The 18,009-nt window shown below is 35.8% G+C and carries 16 protein-coding genes; 2 read left to right on the forward strand and 14 right to left on the reverse strand.

What is annotated here, in order from left to right; all coding sequences use genetic code 11:
* Window positions 1-4 precede the first annotated feature (4 nt).
* The 14 genes from hrcA to tig form a co-directional block, all read right to left on the reverse strand.
* The gene (hrcA, locus tag LZ578_RS07185) at window positions 5-877 is read right to left on the reverse strand and encodes a heat-inducible transcriptional repressor HrcA (protein ID WP_235144510.1); all 873 of its coding nucleotides are present in this window, start codon (window positions 875-877) and stop codon (window positions 5-7) included.
* Window positions 878-1,170: 293 nt separating this feature from the next.
* Entirely contained in the window at window positions 1,171-2,304 is a 1,134-nt protein-coding gene (gene hemW, locus LZ578_RS07190; protein ID WP_235144511.1) for a radical SAM family heme chaperone HemW, read from the reverse strand.
* Entirely contained in the window at window positions 2,301-3,278 is a 978-nt protein-coding gene (gene ribF, locus LZ578_RS07195) for a riboflavin biosynthesis protein RibF (protein ID WP_235144512.1), read from the reverse strand. The genes hemW and ribF overlap by 4 nt, the downstream gene beginning before the upstream one ends.
* Before the next feature lie 32 nt (window positions 3,279-3,310).
* Window positions 3,311-4,225, reverse strand: a complete 915-nt coding sequence (gene truB / locus LZ578_RS07200; RefSeq protein WP_235144513.1) for a tRNA pseudouridine(55) synthase TruB — start codon at window positions 4,223-4,225, stop codon at window positions 3,311-3,313.
* A gap of 137 nt (window positions 4,226-4,362) precedes the next feature.
* Complete coding sequence (locus LZ578_RS07205; RefSeq protein WP_255763818.1) at window positions 4,363-4,644, reverse strand: DUF1294 domain-containing protein; 282 nt, start codon at window positions 4,642-4,644, stop codon at window positions 4,363-4,365.
* Window positions 4,641-5,885, reverse strand: a complete 1,245-nt coding sequence (gene pepT / locus LZ578_RS07210; protein ID WP_235144514.1) for a peptidase T — start codon at window positions 5,883-5,885, stop codon at window positions 4,641-4,643. The genes LZ578_RS07205 and pepT overlap by 4 nt, the downstream gene beginning before the upstream one ends.
* A 62-nt stretch (window positions 5,886-5,947) precedes the next feature.
* Entirely contained in the window at window positions 5,948-7,084 is a 1,137-nt protein-coding gene (locus tag LZ578_RS07215) for a Nif3-like dinuclear metal center hexameric protein (RefSeq protein WP_235144515.1), read from the reverse strand.
* On the reverse strand, window positions 7,081-7,782 hold the full coding sequence (locus LZ578_RS07220) for a tRNA (adenine(22)-N(1))-methyltransferase TrmK (protein ID WP_235144516.1): 702 nt from the start codon (window positions 7,780-7,782) through the stop codon (window positions 7,081-7,083). The genes LZ578_RS07215 and LZ578_RS07220 overlap by 4 nt, the downstream gene beginning before the upstream one ends.
* Before the next feature lie 123 nt (window positions 7,783-7,905).
* Window positions 7,906-9,039: an RNA polymerase sigma factor RpoD gene (gene rpoD, locus LZ578_RS07225; protein WP_235144517.1), complete on the reverse strand. Its 1,134-nt coding sequence runs from the start codon at window positions 9,037-9,039 to the stop codon at window positions 7,906-7,908.
* Between the two features lie 26 nt (window positions 9,040-9,065).
* Window positions 9,066-9,467 carry a hypothetical protein gene (locus tag LZ578_RS07230; protein ID WP_235144518.1) on the reverse strand — a complete coding sequence of 134 codons (402 nt, stop codon included), beginning with the start codon at window positions 9,465-9,467 and terminating at the stop codon, window positions 9,066-9,068.
* A 61-nt stretch (window positions 9,468-9,528) separates the two neighbouring features.
* Window positions 9,529-10,929, reverse strand: coding sequence for a DNA primase (gene dnaG, locus LZ578_RS07235; RefSeq protein ID WP_235144519.1), 1,401 nt, complete (start codon window positions 10,927-10,929; stop codon window positions 9,529-9,531).
* 120 nt (window positions 10,930-11,049) lie between these two features.
* On the reverse strand, window positions 11,050-11,631 hold the full coding sequence (gene yihA / locus LZ578_RS07240) for a ribosome biogenesis GTP-binding protein YihA/YsxC (RefSeq protein ID WP_235144520.1): 582 nt from the start codon (window positions 11,629-11,631) through the stop codon (window positions 11,050-11,052).
* A gap of 122 nt (window positions 11,632-11,753) precedes the next feature.
* The gene (gene clpX, locus LZ578_RS07245; RefSeq protein ID WP_235144521.1) at window positions 11,754-12,989 is read right to left on the reverse strand and encodes an ATP-dependent Clp protease ATP-binding subunit ClpX; all 1,236 of its coding nucleotides are present in this window, start codon (window positions 12,987-12,989) and stop codon (window positions 11,754-11,756) included.
* Between the two features lie 244 nt (window positions 12,990-13,233).
* Window positions 13,234-14,514, reverse strand: coding sequence for a trigger factor (tig, locus tag LZ578_RS07250; RefSeq protein WP_235144522.1), 1,281 nt, complete (start codon window positions 14,512-14,514; stop codon window positions 13,234-13,236).
* A gap of 173 nt (window positions 14,515-14,687) precedes the next feature.
* Here tig and recU point away from each other — a divergent pair, with 173 nt between their 5' ends.
* Both recU and LZ578_RS07260 read left to right on the forward strand, forming a co-directional pair.
* Entirely contained in the window at window positions 14,688-15,332 is a 645-nt protein-coding gene (recU, locus tag LZ578_RS07255; RefSeq protein ID WP_235144523.1) for a Holliday junction resolvase RecU, read from the forward strand.
* A gap of 12 nt (window positions 15,333-15,344) precedes the next feature.
* A complete protein-coding gene (locus tag LZ578_RS07260; protein WP_235144524.1) occupies window positions 15,345-17,984 on the forward strand; it encodes a transglycosylase domain-containing protein in 2,640 nt (879 codons plus the stop codon).
* Window positions 17,985-18,009: the final 25 nt, after the last annotated feature.

Below are 18,009 nucleotides of genomic sequence, written 5' to 3' on the forward strand. Positions count from 1 at the left end.
TTCCTTAATCTTGATAGAAATCATGCATACTATCGGAGAGTTCATTGCTTGTTAAACGCATAATATTGATGATTTTATGGTATGGCATATTCGTGGGACCTAACAAAGCAATCAGTCCCTTTCCATTTCTTCCAACATCATAAGTAGCAGTAATCATACTAAAGTTATTGAATAGTTCATTATTCATTTCTGTACCAATTCTGACGGTAAGGTCATCTTGGTTAGAAAGTAAAAGAGTGTGCAGATCCTTGGATTGATGGATCATACTATAAATACTTTTAATCTTTTCACTTTCATTTGTTTCTAAATAATTAAGAAGATTCATCCCACCGCCAACATAAATTCGTTCACTATCCATCTTAGAAATTACTTCTTTAAAGATACCAAACAAATCAATTTCAGAGTCGACGTATTTTTTAATAATAATAGGAATTTCATTCTGTAACTTATGATACACTTCAGATAATTTTACCCCTACTAACTCTTCATTAAAAATATTAACAATTTTTTCTAACTGTGAAGAATCAATATGATTTGCAAGTGTGAAGATTTTATTCTCCACGAATCCTTTATCTGTAACAAGGATCGCCATATATTGGCCTTTGGTAACCGGTACAATCCGGAAACCGGTTAATCGGCTATTTTTCGTTTCGGGTCCAATACTTAGTGCAGTATAATTCGTTAAGTATGACAACATTTCTGCAGATGTTTCAATGATTTCTTGAGCTTCCTTGTATGGCATTCGGATAGAAGACTGAATCTTTTGTTGAATATCTCGATAAGAATGATTCATTTTCTCTTCTTTTAATTGATCGACATAATATCGGTATCCTTTATTAGAAGGAATTCTTCCAGAAGAAGAATGTGTCTTTTCCAAAAACCAAGTTCCTCAATTCTCATCATATCGTTTCGAATGGTGGCAGGACTAACTGGGAGTTTTGATTCCCTTAATAAATTTTTTGACCCAATAGGTTCACCATACTCAATATAATGTTTAATGATTAGATTGAGCACAAGAAGCTGTCTTTCTGTTAACATAATTATTCACCTCACTTTAGCACTTAACCGAACTGAGTGCTAACCCATGAATAAATTTATCACGGCACAGAACATTTGTCAACAATATCCTACTATTTTTTAAATCTAATTTTTTCATTCACCATATTCCCACTAATCCAAGAGAAAACTACGGAAAACTTCATTTCCTAAAAAAGTACCTTGATGAGTCAACCGAATGTGATCGTCTTGTATTTCAATTAAATTTTCTTTTAACAACGTTTCTAAGACGTCTCCGTAGAGGTCCTCTATTTCCAGATTATACTTTTGCTTAAAATCCGACCGTTGAACGCCCTTCATCCTTCTCATCCCTAAAATCATTTCTTCTTCTATTTTTTCTCGTGTTGTAAGTGTATTACGATAAATGATCGGTGATTCTTTCTTTTTCAGAGGAGCTAGATAGTGTTGAATGGGTCCATGGTTAATGTAGCGACTTCCGTCAATGTACCCATGCGAGCCGGCACCGAATCCAAAATAAGAATCATTATTCCAATACGTTAGGTTATGTTGAGACTCAAATCCTGGCTTTGAATAATTAGAAATCTCATACTGTTTTCTACCGGCTGCTTCCATTGTTTGGATAGCTAACTCATACATATCTGCTTCTTCATCTTCAGAAGGAAGCGGTAATTTCCCTTGGCGCATTAAATTATAGAAGATCGTTTTATTCTCTAAAATAAGTGAATAAATAGAGTAATGAGGTAAATCTAGTTCCAATGCTTTTTTTAAGCTATCTTCAAAATCTGCGTACGTTTGATTAGGTAATCTAAAAATTAAATCAATACTTATATTTTCAAAACCGGCTTTATGAGCATCGTCTACACACTTGTAAACTTGTTCTGACGTGTGGATTCTTCCTATTTTTTTCAGAATATCATTGTTAAAAGATTGGACCCCCATACTAATCCGATTGACTCCATGCTCTCTCATCACTTTAAATTTTTCAAAAGATGCACTTTCCGGGTTTGCTTCTACTGTAAATTCTACACCTGAATCCATTGGATAGTAGGTTTGAATTCCCGTGAACAGTCGATCCAATTGTTTTTCGTTTAAAGTAGTAGGAGTCCCTCCACCAATGTAGAAGGTGGAGACCTCTTTTTCTGGATACTTTTCTTTCATAAGAGCCATCTCTTGAATCGTTGCATCGACGTATTCGTCTACAGGTTGTCCTTCCAAGAATACTTTGTTAAAGTCACAATAAAAACAAATATGATCGCAAAAAGGAATATGCAAATAGGCTGCCGTCATTCTTTCATCTCCCTATTTCCGTTGAGACTTTCTGGATTTTCTAGAAAATATTTTTCACTTTCTAGTTTATCCATATCCAATTGCTCTATTAAACCTTGAATACCAGAGAACTTAACCTCTCCTCTTAAATAATGATGCCAACGGACTTTAATTTTTTCACCATAAATCATTTTATTAAAATGAAATATATTTACTTCTATCGTTTTTTGACGATCTTTTTCAAAGGTAATGTTGTAACCAATCGAAGCCATCCCTTTATACCAAGTTCCTTGAATACATACGCTAACAACGTACACACCCGTTTTTGGCAATCGAATATGCTTTTCCACTCTAAGATTCGCTGTAGGGTAACCTAACGTCCGTCCGCGTGCATCTCCATGCATCACATATCCATCAAATTGGTAGATGTAGCCCAATTTACTATTGACATACTCCATATCCCCTTCATCCAATGCGGTACGAATATTAGTTGAACTAATTTTTGATCCATCCGAAACCCGTTCGGTTACTTCAATAATATCAAACCGATTTTTTGCATAGATGGGTAAAGTCTTCATATTTGCAATGTCTTTGGGTCCATAACTATAATCAAAACCTGCAACAGCAACTTCTGCATGTAAGTTTACAATATACTGATCGACAAATTCTTGTGGTTTCAGAGTACCGAAGTCATACGTAAATTCAATGACATAAAAATAATCAACACCTAAACTTTCCATCAACTCTATTTTTCGCTCTAATATCGACAAGTATTTCATTGAATCAATATCCAATTTTTTATATACGATACTAGGATGGTGGTTAAAAGTCATGACTGCTACTTTTAAATTTCTCTTTTCTGCTTCTGCTTTCGCTTTTGCAATGACTGCTTGATGCCCTAAATGAACCCCATCAAAATAACCTAAAGCCAATACGACAGAATCATCGGGAATTTGTTCTTTTTTGTAAGGGTGATGTATATTAATAACTTCCATTTTTTAGCTCTCTTTCATTACCATAATAGTCTCTAAGGTAAAAACATTTTTCTTGGTTTCTTAAAGCCAGGTTTAGTTGGATGTTCCTTATATAAAGCAACTAATTGTCCAGAATAATATAGCGCAAGTAGGGGAGTATCTTTATCATCCATAAATGCTTCCGATTCAATTACGGCCCCATTTTTAATTCGATCCCATAAAGGTTCTGTTAGATGGAAAGCAGGGTATTTTTCAAAAATCATATCGATTGGTTGTAAAATTTCATCCATTCGATTATTTTCTTTTATTTCCCGTACTTGATCCAAAGTAAAGCAGTCTTCTGTCGCAAATGGTCCACTGTGGGTCCTTGTTAACTGGGACATATGGGCTGGGAATCCTAATTTTTCACCTAAATCAACAGCAAGTGTACGGATATAAGTCCCCTTTCCGCACCTTACAGTAAACTTCCAAGAAACAGTCTGAGTAGAATCATCATAGTGTGGTTCAGAAATTCGTTGAAAATCGTAAATAGTAGCTTTTCGGACGGGTCTAACAACTTCTTCTCCACTACGAGCATATTCGTATAATTTTCTCCCATTCACTTTTACCGCCGAATACATTGGAGGAATTTGAGTGATTTCACCAAGAAAACTAGCCATCTGTTCATCAATTTCAGCGAGGGTCCATTTTCGATCAACTGGCTTTTGAGCAATTACTTCGCCGTGTGCATCTTCTGTTGTCGTTGAAAAACCTAAAGTGATTTCTCCTGTATAAGCCTTACCTAAATCGGTCATGAACTCTACTGCTTTTGTAGCCGTTCCAATGCAGATAGGTAAAACTCCATCTACTTCTGGATCTAGCGTTCCCGTGTGTCCAATTTTTTTAGTATGTAATATTTTTCTTAATTTAAAAACGCAGTCATGGCTGGTCATGCCTTTTTCTTTCCATAATGGTAATATTCCATCCATTGCATTTTCCTCCTCATTTGTTTCAAAAGTTTATTATACCATAATCATTCGTAGTAAAAGAATGAGAATCATCGTTGAAAGAGTTTAAAATAACCATAAAGAAACCTGCTTCCGATTTCCAACGAAAGCAGGTTATGTTAGCGATATAGAAAATAAAGGGTTATCCCCATTATTAGAGTTCCGATTAGAAAAAAGAAGTGAAAATAGGAATGCCTGGTTTTATGTCGAAAAAAGAACATACCAGCAAAACCGCCTACCCCTCCTCCGAATAATCCGAGGAGAAGCAAGGTCTTTTCTGAAATACGCCACTTTCTTTTTTGTGCTTTTTTCTTATCGATTCCCATCAAAGCAAATAGAAAGATGTTCAGTAAGAAAAAGATGATGATACTAAGACCTCTTAAATCAAGTAATTGGTTCATCGTGTTTCGTACGTATTACTTAAACGAACAATTTCTACGATCGTATCGGTAGCTTTTTCCATACTTTCTACTGCTATAAATTCATAACGTCCGTGGAAGTTTTCTCCACCAGCAAAAAGATTAGGTGTTGGAAGCCCCATGTAGGTAAGTTTCGATCCATCTGTTCCTCCACGAATTGGTTCAATGATTGGTTTGATATCTAAATTTTTCAATGCTTTTTCTGCCAGTTCAATTGGACGCATATCCTCTTGTAGAATTTCTCCCATGTTATAGTACTGGTCACTGATCGCTACACGTACACGATTGATTCCGTATTGTTGATTGATTGCATCTGCAACTGTTTGCATATTCGTTTTCTTGTCTTCAAAGGATTTGCGATCATGATCACGAATAATGTAAGTCATTTTGCTATCTTCAACGGTACCTTCTATTCCAAGAAGATGGTAGAATCCTTGTCTTTTATCTGTTTGTTCAGGTACTTCATTTGCTGGCAAACGTCGATCAAAGTCCATGGCGATTTTGATTGCATTAACCATCGTATCTTTAGCCGTTCCTGGATGAACATTTTTCCCTTGAATCGTTACAATCGCTTGAGCAGCATTAAAACTTTCAAATTGAAGTTCCCCAATAGGACCTCCATCCATTGTATAGGCAAAATCACAATCAAATCCTTCTACATCGAATAAATCAGCACCTTTACCGATTTCCTCATCAGGACCAAAAGCTACTTTTATTTCACCATGTTCAATAGTTGAGTCATTCATAATCGCCTCTACAGCAGACAAAATTTCAGCAATTCCTGCTTTATCATCTGCACCTAACAAGGTTGTGCCATCTGTGGTGATTAACGTTTTTCCAATATAGTTTTTTAAGTTAGGAAAATCTTCTGGTGACAGAACAATTCCTTGTTCTTGATGGAGGATAATTTCAGTCCCATCATAATTTTCATGTACCACTGGAACTACATGCTCTGATTCAAAATCCGCAGTATCCATGTGAGCAATAAAGCCAATGGATGGTAATTTTTTATCTGTATTCGCAGGAAGGGTTGCCGTCAAAAATCCATTTTCAGCATTGTAATGAATCGCAGACATTCCTATTTTTTCTAGTTCAGGTTGCAAAACTTCTTTTGCAAATGCTACTTGGGATTCTGTTGAAGGAACAGTCGTGCTTGCTTCATCAGAACGGGTATCAAATTTTACAAAGGTCATAAAACGATTTAATAGATGTTCATGGGTCATAGAAATACTTCCTTCCAGTCTATAAATTATATGGTTACATATTTTCGCACTTAGATTGTAGCTTACAATTCATGGTCAAACAAGAAAGGATTGGTGTCGACTTCTGATTCAAAGATTTCCATATCCCAATCAAATTGTTGTTTCCATTCCAATACTCGTTTACTTAGTTTGGGAATACAAATTTTTTCAATATGATGTCCAGGATCTAACACGGTCAAACCATCTGCTTGCATGTCATGAGCTGTATGGTAGTAAACATCTCCTGTAATATAAACATCTGCATTTTTTTGAATTGCTTTTTTATAATACTTCCCTGCATCTCCACCACAAATTGCAATTCGTTTTACTTTTTGATCTGGATTAGTAGTAACCACTCGCAAGCCTTTTACGTCAAACGCTTTTTTTGTTTTTTCAACAAAATCTTTCAGTGACATTTCTTCTTTCAAATTACCTACTCTTCCTAATCCGAAAGCTAACTCTTGATTTTTTTCAATCGAATACAGTTCATATACCGGTTCTTCGTAAGGATGACTTTGAAGAAGTGCTTCGATAATAGCTTGTGTATCTTTTTCTTCGAATATGACTTCTAATCTTACTTCAGCCACTTCTTCAGGAACTCCTACTGTTCCAATCGTTGGTTGAGCAGATTGAACAGGTGTAAATCGACCTACTCCATTTACTTGATAGGAACAATCGGAATAGTTCGCGGTAATATTTCCCGCTCCCGCCGCCGTCATTGCTTCTCGTACGAATTCTATATGTGTGTGAGGAACATAAACATTGATACGTTTTAAGGGGATTCTTCGAGTGATATCCATGATTTCAATCTCTTTCAAATCAAGCGCCTCTGCAAGCCAATCATTCATTCCATCTTGTGCATTGTCCAAATTGGTATGGGCTGCATACACGCGAATATCATGTTTGATGATATTCGCATACATTTTGTTTTGTTGGTTTGTTAGATCTAATCGTGCAATGGGACGATAGATAGGTGGATGATGTGCCAATATGAAATCAACATTGTTCTCAATAGCTTCTTCGACGACTTCAGGTCTAATGTCCAGAGTAATCATCATCTTCTTAATTGGGTATGACAAATCTCCGATATGTAATCCGATTGGATCATTTTCTTCTGCCAACCATAAGGGAACGTTTCGTTCAAACTGCTCTACAAATTCAAAACCGGAAATATAGTTCACAAAATCTCCTCCTTGATTTGTTGGATCCTTTTTTCCGTTTCTACTTTCTTATCAGAAACATCTCTTGTAGATTGTGCTAAACTATTCAGAATATACTGATATTTTTTAATTTCTGCTTGCCATTTCTTTTTAAATATTGGAGATTTCTCTTTTCTTAAAAACAGACCAAATAGAAAATCATTTTCCGTATAAGGTTCAAGATCAACGGAACATTCGGCCACTAAAATTTCATATATTTTTTCATTTTCTTCAATAATTTTTTCTTCAATAATTTTGTAACCATTTGTTAATAACCACATTCGTAGTTTGGGTTCTGAATTATTTGGTTGTAGAATAAGACGCTGAATTCCCTTTAAACGCTGCTCTTCTTTTCCAGCATCCAAAATTCTGGCAATTAAGTCTCCACCCATCCCACAAATCGTAATCGTATCGATATGATCTTCTGGTTCAACAACAGAGAGTCCATCTCCTAATCGAGCTTCAACTACTTCACAAACGTTTGATTGCTCAATTTGTTTCTTTGCTGCTGTAAATGGTCCTAGCACTACTTCTCCTGCGATAGCAGACGTAATCCATCCTTTTTGTGCGAGATAACAAGGTAAATATGCGTGATCGGAGCCAATATCTGCCAGACGTGCTCCTTTTTTTACAAAAGATGCCGCGGTTTCTAGGCGTTGAGATAGTTGAAATTCATTCAAGTAGTGCTCCCCCCTTTTCAATTTTACTTTCACTCCTAATCTTATCAGTTTCTTACAGAAAATTAAAGGCTTCTTCCCTAATAAAAAAAGCGACCAATAAAAATGGTCGCTTTCAGAATTATTTTATTCTAGAAAATCTTTGAGTTGTTTTGAACGGCTTGGGTGACGAAGTTTTCGCAATGCCTTTGCTTCAATTTGTCGAATTCGTTCTCTTGTTACACCGAAAACTTTTCCTACTTGTTCCAAAGTACGAACATTCCCATCATCAAGACCAAAACGTAAACGAAGAACATTCTCTTCACGATCCGTCAATGTATCCAATACTTCTTCCAATTGCTCTTTCAAGAGGGTTTGTGCAGTATGTTCTGCTGGACTTGTAACATCTTGATCTTCAATGAAATCACCTAGATGAGAATCATCTTCTTCTCCAATTGGAGTTTCAAGAGAAACAGGCTCTTGAGCAATTTTCAAGATTTCACGAACTTTTTCTGTAGGAAGGTCCATTTCAGCACCGATTTCTTCTGGTGTTGGTTCTCTTCCTAAATCTTGAAGTAATTGACGTTGAATTCGTACTAATTTATTGATCGTTTCAACCATATGTACGGGAATTCGTATGGTTCTAGCTTGGTCAGCTATCGCACGCGTAATCGCTTGACGAATCCACCACGTTGCATAAGTAGAGAATTTAAACCCTTTTTCATGGTCAAACTTTTCAACAGCTTTCATTAACCCCATGTTACCTTCTTGGATTAAATCTAGAAATTGCATCCCACGACCGACATAACGTTTCGCAATCGATACAACCAAACGCAAGTTAGCTTCTGCAAGTTCTTGCTTAGCTTCCATTTCACCTGCTTGAATACGAATTGCTATTTCTTTTTCTTCATTAGCTGTCAGTAATGATACCCGTCCAATTTCTTTCAGGTACATTCTTACGGGGTCATTTATTTTAACTCCTGCTGGAACAGTAACTTCTGCTACTTTTTTTGGTTTTTTCTGTTTTTCTTCAGGAACATCTTTTTCTTCTGTTTTCAGTTGGCGTTCTGTAGGACCGCCATCCGCATCGACAACGCTAATTCCATTGTCTTCCATTTTTTGAATTAACTTATCCATTGCATCCGCATCTAAGGCGAAAGGTGTTGCAACTTTATCAGTCAAATCATCATAGAAAATAGTCCCCAATAGTTTCTGCTCTTTGATCACCTTATTCGTTAACTGAATAAATGTTAACCCTTCTTCATTTCTTTTAATTGCCATAAAATAATTCCTCCATCCCATACGGATTATTTCTTCGTTACTTTGATCTTCTGCGAAAGGGTAACGATGTCCATGAGTAGTCGTTTGGCTTCCTCGTTTTGTTGGTTACGATTTGCTTCTCTCATTTCTTTCATCTTTTGTTGAAGCAAAACTTCTAAGCTAGCCTTTGAAGAAATAATGTGGACAAGATCAATAATTTCTTGCTCTGATACATCTGATTGTAGATTCAGCATTTCAATTTCAATAATATCTTTTATTAATTCAGTATTATGGATACGATCCAGGAAACGATCTATTTGGCCGACTTCTTTTAAATCATCATGAAACGATTCGTATAGTAAAAAGATTGTTTGATACTTCTCATCTTGAAAATGGAAATCTGGCTCAATATCTTGTAAGTAGTTCCAAGCTTCTTCATGATGGAACAATCGATATAATAACTGTTTTTGACTAATTTCTGATTGAGTAAGCTTTTTTTAGCAGGTACTGCTAACGTTGTTTGGCTACTAACCGAAGGCTTTTTTTACGTTCTTCTTGACGACTCTTCATATAATCTTGTTGATTATCTTGAAGTTGTTTTTTTAACGTTTCTGGATCCAAAGAAAATTCATCAGCTAATTCATTGATATACAATTCTCTTTCCACAAGTGATTCTACATTCACCAGTTTCTTTAAAATCTCATCCAAGTATCGAATTCGATTGTTTTCTGAATTTAAATCCAATTTTGTTTTTAAATAGCGTGATTGAAAATGGAAAATAGTTTCTCTGTGGTTTTTTAAAGCTTTCTGAAATGCTTCGGCCCCTTTTTCTTGGATATATTCATCCGGGTCCATCCCAGCTTGTAGAGGGAAAATAGTAATATCAAAGCGATTTCCAACCTGAAGCAAATCAATCGCTTTTTGAGTTGCTTCTAAACCAGCTCGATCACCATCATAAGCAATTACAACAGAATCAACCAACTTATTGAGAATTCGAATCTGTTCATCCGCTAATGCGGTACCCATAGAGGCTACACCATTTTTGATCCCAACATTCCATGCAGCAATGACATCCATATATCCCTCAAATAAAACAACCTCAGAACTTTTCCTCATTTCTGGTCGTGCTTTATCTAAGTTGAATAAAAAATCTCGTTTACTAAATAAAATAGTTTCCGGACTATTTAAATATTTTGCTTCGTGATAGTCTTTCTCACTATTTTCTTCCCCAGGCAGCAACCTCCCAGAAAAAGCAACAACTTTTCCCTTTTCATTTCGTAAAGGAAAGATAATTCTAGAAGAAAAACGATCCAAAAGTTCTGTTCCATTTTTCCAATCCGTAAAAATCCCCGTTTCTGTAAGGAGTTCATCTGGAAAATGATCTTTTTTCAAAATTTGATAGGTGGTTGTTTTATTAGAAGGAGAGAAGCCAATTTGGTATTCCACTAAAAGCTCTTCTGTAAATCCTCTGCCTTTTAGATAGTTGAGTGCTTTTTCACCTGTTACGGTGTTCATCAGTATTAGATGATAAAAAGCAGAAGTCTGTTCATGAATCTGGACCAATTTATCTTTTTTATTTTGCATCGGATTGGGGGCGTTTCTTCCATCTAATTGAAGGTCGATATCCATACCAGAAAGTTCAGCAGCTTTTTGAACCGACTCTAAAAAGCTAAATCCTTCGATTTCCATTAAAAATGTAAATAAATTACCACCTCTACCGCAACTAAAGCAATGAAAAATTTGTTTCTCATCGGTTACCGAAAAAGATGGAGTCTTCTCATCATGAAAAGGACAAAACCCAAAATGGTTTTTCCCTCTTTTTTTTAATTGCACATATTGGCTCACTACATCAACAATATTTGATTCATTGCGTATCTGATTAATCGTTTCTTCAGGAATCTTTGTTGCCAATGGTTTTTCACCTCTTTAAAGTGCCAAAATCCTTTAACATGCGTATAAAATTATAGCTATTAGTATAGCATGTTTTTTAAAAAAACAATCTGCCTATCTGTACTTCACATCTATTTTAATTTATAAATATTTCTTTACAATAGACCAAACTTTATCTTTACCTTCACCAGTTTCGGAAGAATAAATAACGATAGAGTCTGTTGTCTCTAAATTCAATGCCTTTTTTGTCTTCGAAAGATGTTGGTTCCATTTTCCACGTGGGATTTTATCCGCCTTTGTCGCAATAACAGTAAAAGGAAGGTCATAGTATTGAATAAAATTCTTCATCTGAATATCGTCCGGTGTTGGTTCGTGACGAAAGTCCACTACTAGAAATACGTGGCTAAGTGTCTCCCTTTGTACGAAGTAGGTTTCCAACATTTCTCCCCATTTTGCACGCTCTGTTTTAGAAACTTTTGCATATCCATATCCAGGGACGTCAACAAAATAAAATTCATTATTAATTAAATAGAAATTAAGGGTTTGTGTCTTCCCTGGCTTACTGGAAGTCCTTGCTAGAGCCTTTCGTTTAATGAGGTTATTGATAAAAGATGATTTCCCTACATTTGATCGTCCTGCTAAGGCAATTTCTGGAAATCCAGTCGTCGGATATTGAGACGGACTAACCGCACTCATGACAATTTCAGCTTCTTGAACATTCATGATTATAACACTTCCTCTTACTTGTTTTTAAAATGGATCAATCATCGTTATTTTGTAATAAAAAACCAATGTATGTTTGATAATCTCATACATTGGTCTCATTTAATAAAATCTTTAGCTAATCAGTCTTTGATCATCACCGTAGAGTAAAGGTTTCCTTCCCCTTCAATGATATCCTTCGTTAAGATTACTTTGGTAATCTCATCACGACTCGGGATATCATACATAATATCCAACATTACATTTTCAATAATGGAGCGTAGACCACGAGCACCTGTGTTTCTTTCAATAGCTTTTTTGGCAATTCCAATCAGTGCATCCTCTTCAAACTCTAATGTAACTCCATCTAATTCAAGAAGTTTTTGATATTGCTTTACAAGAGCGTTTTTAGGTTCTGTCAGAATACGAACCAAATCTTCTTCTGTTAGCTTCTCTAACGCTGCCATAATAGGTAGACGTCCAATAAACTCTGGAATTAAACCAAATTTCAATAAATCTTCAGGGATGATTTGTTGCATGATACTTTTATCGGTTTCTTCTTTTGCTTTTCCAGAACCAAATCCGATTACTTTATTACCTAAACGTTCTTTGACAATCGCTTCAATTCCATCGAACGCTCCTCCAACGATAAAGAGGATATTGGTTGTATCAAACTGAATGAACTCTTGTTGAGGATGTTTTCGTCCCCCTTGAGGTGGAACATTCGCAACAGTTCCTTCAAGCATTTTCAGTAACGCTTGTTGAACCCCTTCTCCACTTACATCTCTTGTTATCGATACATTTTCACCTTTACGGGCAATTTTATCAATTTCATCAATGTAAATAATCCCTTTTTGTGCACGTTCTACATCGTAATCAGCCGCTTGTAACAATTTTAGGAGAATATTCTCTACATCTTCTCCTACATAACCAGCTTCTGTCAGACTCGTAGCATCTGCAATCGCAAATGGCACATTCAGAATACGAGCTAAGGTTTGTCCTAAAAAGGTCTTTCCTGAACCGGTAGGACCAATCAAACAAATATTACTCTTCTGAAGTTCAATATCTTCATCTTGTGCTGCTTGCATTTGACCGATTCTTTTATAGTGATTATAAACAGCAACAGAAAGTGTCTTTTTAGCATTTTCTTGTCCAATCACATAGTCACTTAGAATCTTGTAGATTTCTTGAGGTTTTGGAATCTCCCCAAATTCTACTTCTTCTGTACCGTAAATTTCCTCATCAATTATTTCCTTACATAAGTCGATACACTCATTACAAATGTACACGTCTGGTCCAGCAATAATTTTTTTTACTTGATCAGAAGATTTCCCACAGAAGGAACAATGAATGCTAGTTGTATCATCATCTCGGAACATCTGCATTCTCCTCTCTATTGTTTAATTTATTATTTCATTCACGTACTTCTTTCTTCAAAACCACTTAAAATAAATTCTATACGTTAAGTGACTTCTCTTCGGAACGCATCTAATCTTATCATATTTTGACGAAATAACAAATATTATGTTTGATAGATTTCAGCTAAGATAAGTGGTTCCTATACAGAAGAAGAGAGGTAGCAATTAATGATGCTCCCTCCCCCTTTTTCATTATTTTTTTAAATTACTCTTCTATCGCAGTATCTGTTACGATATCCATTGCTTTTTTCATTTGGATATCATTTGTAAGCATATCTTCGCTAACTAATGAACGAACGCGGTCTGCATCCATGTTGTATTGACCAGCTAATGATTCAAGCTCTTCTGCAATTTCTTCTGCAGTAACTTCAATATTTTCTTCTTTAATGATTTGTTCTAGAACTAGAGTTGTTTTTGTACGAACGTCAGCATCTTCTTCCATTTGTACATGTAGATCTTGCTCTGTTGTTCCAGTAATTTGGTAGTAAAGTTCTGGATTGATTCCTTGACGTTGCATGTCATTCAAGAAAAGATCCATTTGACGATGAACTTCATCATGAACCATTACTTCAGGTAATTCAACGATTTCGGCATTTTCAACTGCTTGACGAATGGCTGCATCTTGTTTTGCTTCGTCAGCTGCAGCAATTTTGCTTTCTTCAAGTTCTTTACGAATTTTTGCTTTTAGCTCATCTAAAGTCTCAACTTCTTCGTCAATATCTTTAGCAAATTCATCATCTAATTCAGGAAGTTCTCTTGATTTTACTTCATGAACTTTCACTTTGAAGCTTGCGTCTTTACCAGCTAAGTCTTCTGCTTGGTAATCTTCAGGGAATGTCAACTCAACAGTTGTTTCTTCGCCCGCTTTTACGCCTACTAACTTGTCTTCGAATCCTGGGATAAAGGAATTAGATCCAAGTTCCAATGAATGGTTCTCGTCTTTTCCACCTTCAAAAGGCTCGTCTCCCTGGAATCCTTCATAGTCGATTACAACTGTATCGCCTAATTCAGCAGCATCTTCTTTCAATACTAATTCAGCTTGTTTTTCTTGGCGGTCTTTCAACGAACTTTCAACTTCTTCGTCCGTTACTTCACGATCTTGTTTTTCAACTTTCAAGTTCTTGTACTCACCAAGTTTTACTTCAGGTTTCACAGTAACTTCAGCAGTCATTACCCATGGTTGACCTTTTTCCATCGTTTTGATGTCAATTTTTGGTTGAGCAACAGGTTCAATTCCTGCTTCTTCAACTGCTTTGTCGTAAGCTCCTGGTAATGCTTCGTTCAATGCATCTTCAAATAAAGATTCTTCACCATATTGTTTATTAAAAATATGACGCGGAACTTTTCCTTTTCTGAATCCAGGGACATTAAGGTTCTTACGTACCTTGTTAAAAACTTTGTCTGTTTCTGTTTTGATTGTTTCAGCCGGTATTTCAAATGTCAAGACACCTTCATTAGTGCCTGTTTTTTCCCAATTTGCAGTCATTATATTTCCTCCAAAAGTGTATCATTATCAGCAATGTACAAACATTGCATACTCATTTAGTGTACACTATATCGGTAACATTGTAAATAAAAAGAAATGGTGGTAATATTTTACAGAAAAGATTTATTGATAAAACTGTTTTTAACGGCATTAAAAAAGGAAGTGAATATACCATGACTTTCAATTATCCGAACGGAAAAGCCTATAATGGCAATGAAAAGAAGGAAAGTCCGAAGAAAAAAACTTCTGAAAAAAATAAACAAACTATTAATTATGGAAAAAGAGGGATGAATTTAGAAGATCATTTAAATCGCTCCAACCAATTTTATCTTGAAAATAAAGTAGCTGTTATTCATAAAAAACCAACTCCGATCCAAGTGGTGAAGGTAGATTATCCTAAAAGAAGTGCGGCTGTCATTAAAGAAGCTTATTACCGTCACTCCTCTACTACTGACTTTAATGGTGTTTATAAGGGGTTTTACCTTGATTTTGAAGCAAAAGAAACAAAAAATAAAAGTTCTTTTCCTTTAAAGAATTTTCACGAACATCAAATCCAACATATGTTACACGTTCAAAATCAACATGGAATCGTCTTTGTCATTATTCAGTTCACCACATTGAATCGTGTATTTCTATTAGAATATGAACATCTTCGTATTTTTTGGGAAAATCAGGATCATGCTGGAGGAAGAAAATCGATTCCTTTACCATACATAGAAGAACATAGTTTTGAATTACGCTATGAGTTTAATCCTCCCTTGGATTATTTAAAAGCAGTTGACCTTCTTCTATTACATACACAAAATGAAAACTTATAAAGAGGTGGAACCATGTCAAAGAAAAAAAGAACGCGGAATTCCCGTTCACAGTCAAACCGATCCACAAAACGAAATAAAAGAAAAAATGGGTCAAAAAATTCTATCTGGAAAAAAATCCTTTTATCAGCAGTTGGCTTAGTTGCCCTTGCCTTCCTATCAGGAGTATTGTTGTTCTTCTTTTATGCTTCTCAAGCTCCAGAAGTAAAACGAGCTGATTTAGTAGATGCAGTCCCTACACAATTTCTTGATAAAGATGGGAATCTCTTCAAAGAGCTTGGAGCAAATGCACAAAATAGAGATTTAGTAGATGTAGAAGGAATTCCTCAAGTGTTACAAGATGCGATCCTTTCTGTTGAAGACCGAAGATTTTATGAACACAATGGGATTGATCCCGTACGTATAGTAGGAGCCTTTGCAGCCAATATTAGAGGTGGTGGTATTTCTCAAGGTGGAAGCACCATTACTCAACAGCTCATTAAACTTTCCTACTTTTCACATACCGAAGAAGATCAAACGATAGAAAGAAAAGCAAAAGAAGCGTGGATGTCTATTCAATTAGAAAAAGAAGTTCCTAAAGATGAGATTTTAGCTCTATACATCAATAAAGTGTATATGGCGAATAATGTCTACGGAATGGGAACTGCTGCTGAATATTATTTTGGAAAAGATTTAACTGATATTACCTTATCAGAAGCAGCTGCTTTAGCTGGGATGCCACAAGCACCTAATTATTATGATCCATATACAAATCCAGAAGAACTAAAAAATAGAAGAGACCTTGTATTAGCAACCATGGTAGATAACGGAAAAATAACTGAAGCAGAAAGAGAAGAAGCTGCTAGTGTGTCCATTACTGAAAATTTAGTGGATCATACGAACGATAAAGATCAATCACTCATCATCGATGCCTATTTACAAATCGCTATGGATGAAGTAAAAGAAAAAACTGGTTTGGATGTCTCTCAAGGAGGAATGGTCGTTCAAACCAACTTAGATTTAGCTGCCCAACAACATCTATATGACACAGTGAACACCGATGAATACATTCAATTCCCGAATGATGAAGTTCAAACGGCAGCCACTCTTGTAGATGTAGAGACAGGTGCCGTTACCGCTGTTATCGGAAACCGTAAAAAAAATGTTCAATTAGGCATAAATTATGCTGATTTAACTGTAAAAAGTGTCGGCTCAACTATTAAACCGCTAATCGATTATGGTCCTGCTATTGAATACTTGGATTATTCTACAGGTAAACTAGTTGTGGATGAAGAATGGTCTTATCCTAGTACTGGAGACCCTTTAAATAATTACGATAATGCTTTTAAAGGTGATATGACTGTACGCGAAGCACTCGTTGACTCGCGTAACGTACCCGCAGCTAAAACACTTTTAGATGTAGGATTCGATAATGCTACTGCTTTCTTAAATAAGTTAGGGATTCAAATTACAAACAAAGATGAGAATGGTAATGAAACCAATGAATTATTTGACTCTAATGCAATTGGAGGAGAAATTTCTTCCGTTAACTTAGCCGCAGCTTATGCTGCTTTTGCTAATGGTGGTACTTATAATGAACCATACACCGTTCAATCTGTACGTACTAGTGATGGAGAAATTTTTGAATTCAATCCAAAAGGCACAACAGCAATGAAAGACTCTACTGCATATATGATTACTGATATGCTTAAAGATGTAGTAACTGAGAGTGCGCCAGAAGTTATTATTCCCGGTTTACCACAAGCTGGGAAAACAGGGACAACTGATTTTAATGATGTTGATCTCGAATTAGTTGGTGCAGAAGGATTAGATAATATTGGTAAAGATTCATGGTATGTAGGCTATACAACAAACTATGCCCTTTCTGTTTGGATGGGGTACGAAGATACTAAAACAGAAGGACATTATTTAGATTATGAAACTCGTAGTATCACCCGGTATATCTATAGAGAATTAATGAATTTTGTTCATCAAGACCTAGAACCATCTGATTGGACTCGACCTGACTCTGTTAAGGAAGAGCTAATGGAGAAATTTTCTAATCCTATTATGAAACCAGGTCCAAATACACCAGCAAATTATCGTATTTCTGAGTTGTTTGTTTCTGGAACAGAGCCTACTTCAACCTCTAAGAAATACGGAATTTCTCTAGAAGCACCAAAAGGATTAAAGGCTACTTATAATAAAGATAAAGATGAACTAGTCATTCAGTGGAACAAATATAAATCCTCACAGGATAATTCGACCCCACAATATACAATTACAGCTGGTTCAAATCCAATTAACACGACCGATACTCAGGTTACTATTAAGAATCCTGGAAAAGGAACGATAAATATTAGTCTAGTTGCAAAGTTAGGAACATCAACCTCCCCTTCTTCTACCATTTCTATTACGATTGAAGAACCAAAGAAAGAGGAGGAGGAAAAAGAAGAAGAGAAAGAGTCTGAAAAAGAAAGTCAAGAATCAGCTTCTTCTAGTTCTGAAGAGTCTTCCTCAGAAGAAGAGTCCTCTTCATCCATAGAAGAATCTTCTGAATCAAAAGAAGAGGAAGAAGAAAGTATAGATGATGCTGAAGACGAAAATGAAGAGAATGAGGAAGAGGAGGAAGAAGATCAAGAAGAGGAAGAAGTTACTCCTGATTCCGATTCATAATCCTTTAAAAAAAGCCAGTGCTGAA

The sequence above is a fragment of the Jeotgalibaca sp. MA1X17-3 genome (assembly GCF_021513155.1).
Lineage (GTDB): Bacteria > Bacillota > Bacilli > Lactobacillales > Aerococcaceae > Jeotgalibaca.

Bases quoted from the DNA above. Each gene is read 5' to 3' on its own strand.
- hemW (WP_235144511.1), bottom strand. From the start codon at position 2,304: ATGACGGCAGCCTATTTGCATATTCCTTTTTGCGATCATATTTGTTTT.
- ribF (WP_235144512.1), bottom strand. From the start codon at position 3,278: ATGGAAGTTATTAATATACATCACCCTTACAAAAAAGAACAAATTCCC.
- truB (WP_235144513.1), bottom strand. From the start codon at position 4,225: ATGGATGGAATATTACCATTATGGAAAGAAAAAGGCATGACCAGCCAT.
- LZ578_RS07205 (WP_255763818.1), bottom strand. From the start codon at position 4,644: ATGAACCAATTACTTGATTTAAGAGGTCTTAGTATCATCATCTTTTTC.
- pepT (WP_235144514.1), bottom strand. From the start codon at position 5,885: ATGACCCATGAACATCTATTAAATCGTTTTATGACCTTTGTAAAATTT.
- rpoD (WP_235144517.1), bottom strand. From the start codon at position 9,039: ATGGCAATTAAAAGAAATGAAGAAGGGTTAACATTTATTCAGTTAACG.
- yihA (WP_235144520.1), bottom strand. From the start codon at position 11,631: ATGAATGTTCAAGAAGCTGAAATTGTCATGAGTGCGGTTAGTCCGTCT.
- clpX (WP_235144521.1), bottom strand. From the start codon at position 12,989: ATGTTCCGAGATGATGATACAACTAGCATTCATTGTTCCTTCTGTGGG.
- tig (WP_235144522.1), bottom strand. From the start codon at position 14,514: ATGACTGCAAATTGGGAAAAAACAGGCACTAATGAAGGTGTCTTGACA.
- recU (WP_235144523.1), top strand. From the start codon at position 14,688: ATGACTTTCAATTATCCGAACGGAAAAGCCTATAATGGCAATGAAAAG.
- LZ578_RS07260 (WP_235144524.1), top strand. From the start codon at position 15,345: ATGTCAAAGAAAAAAAGAACGCGGAATTCCCGTTCACAGTCAAACCGA.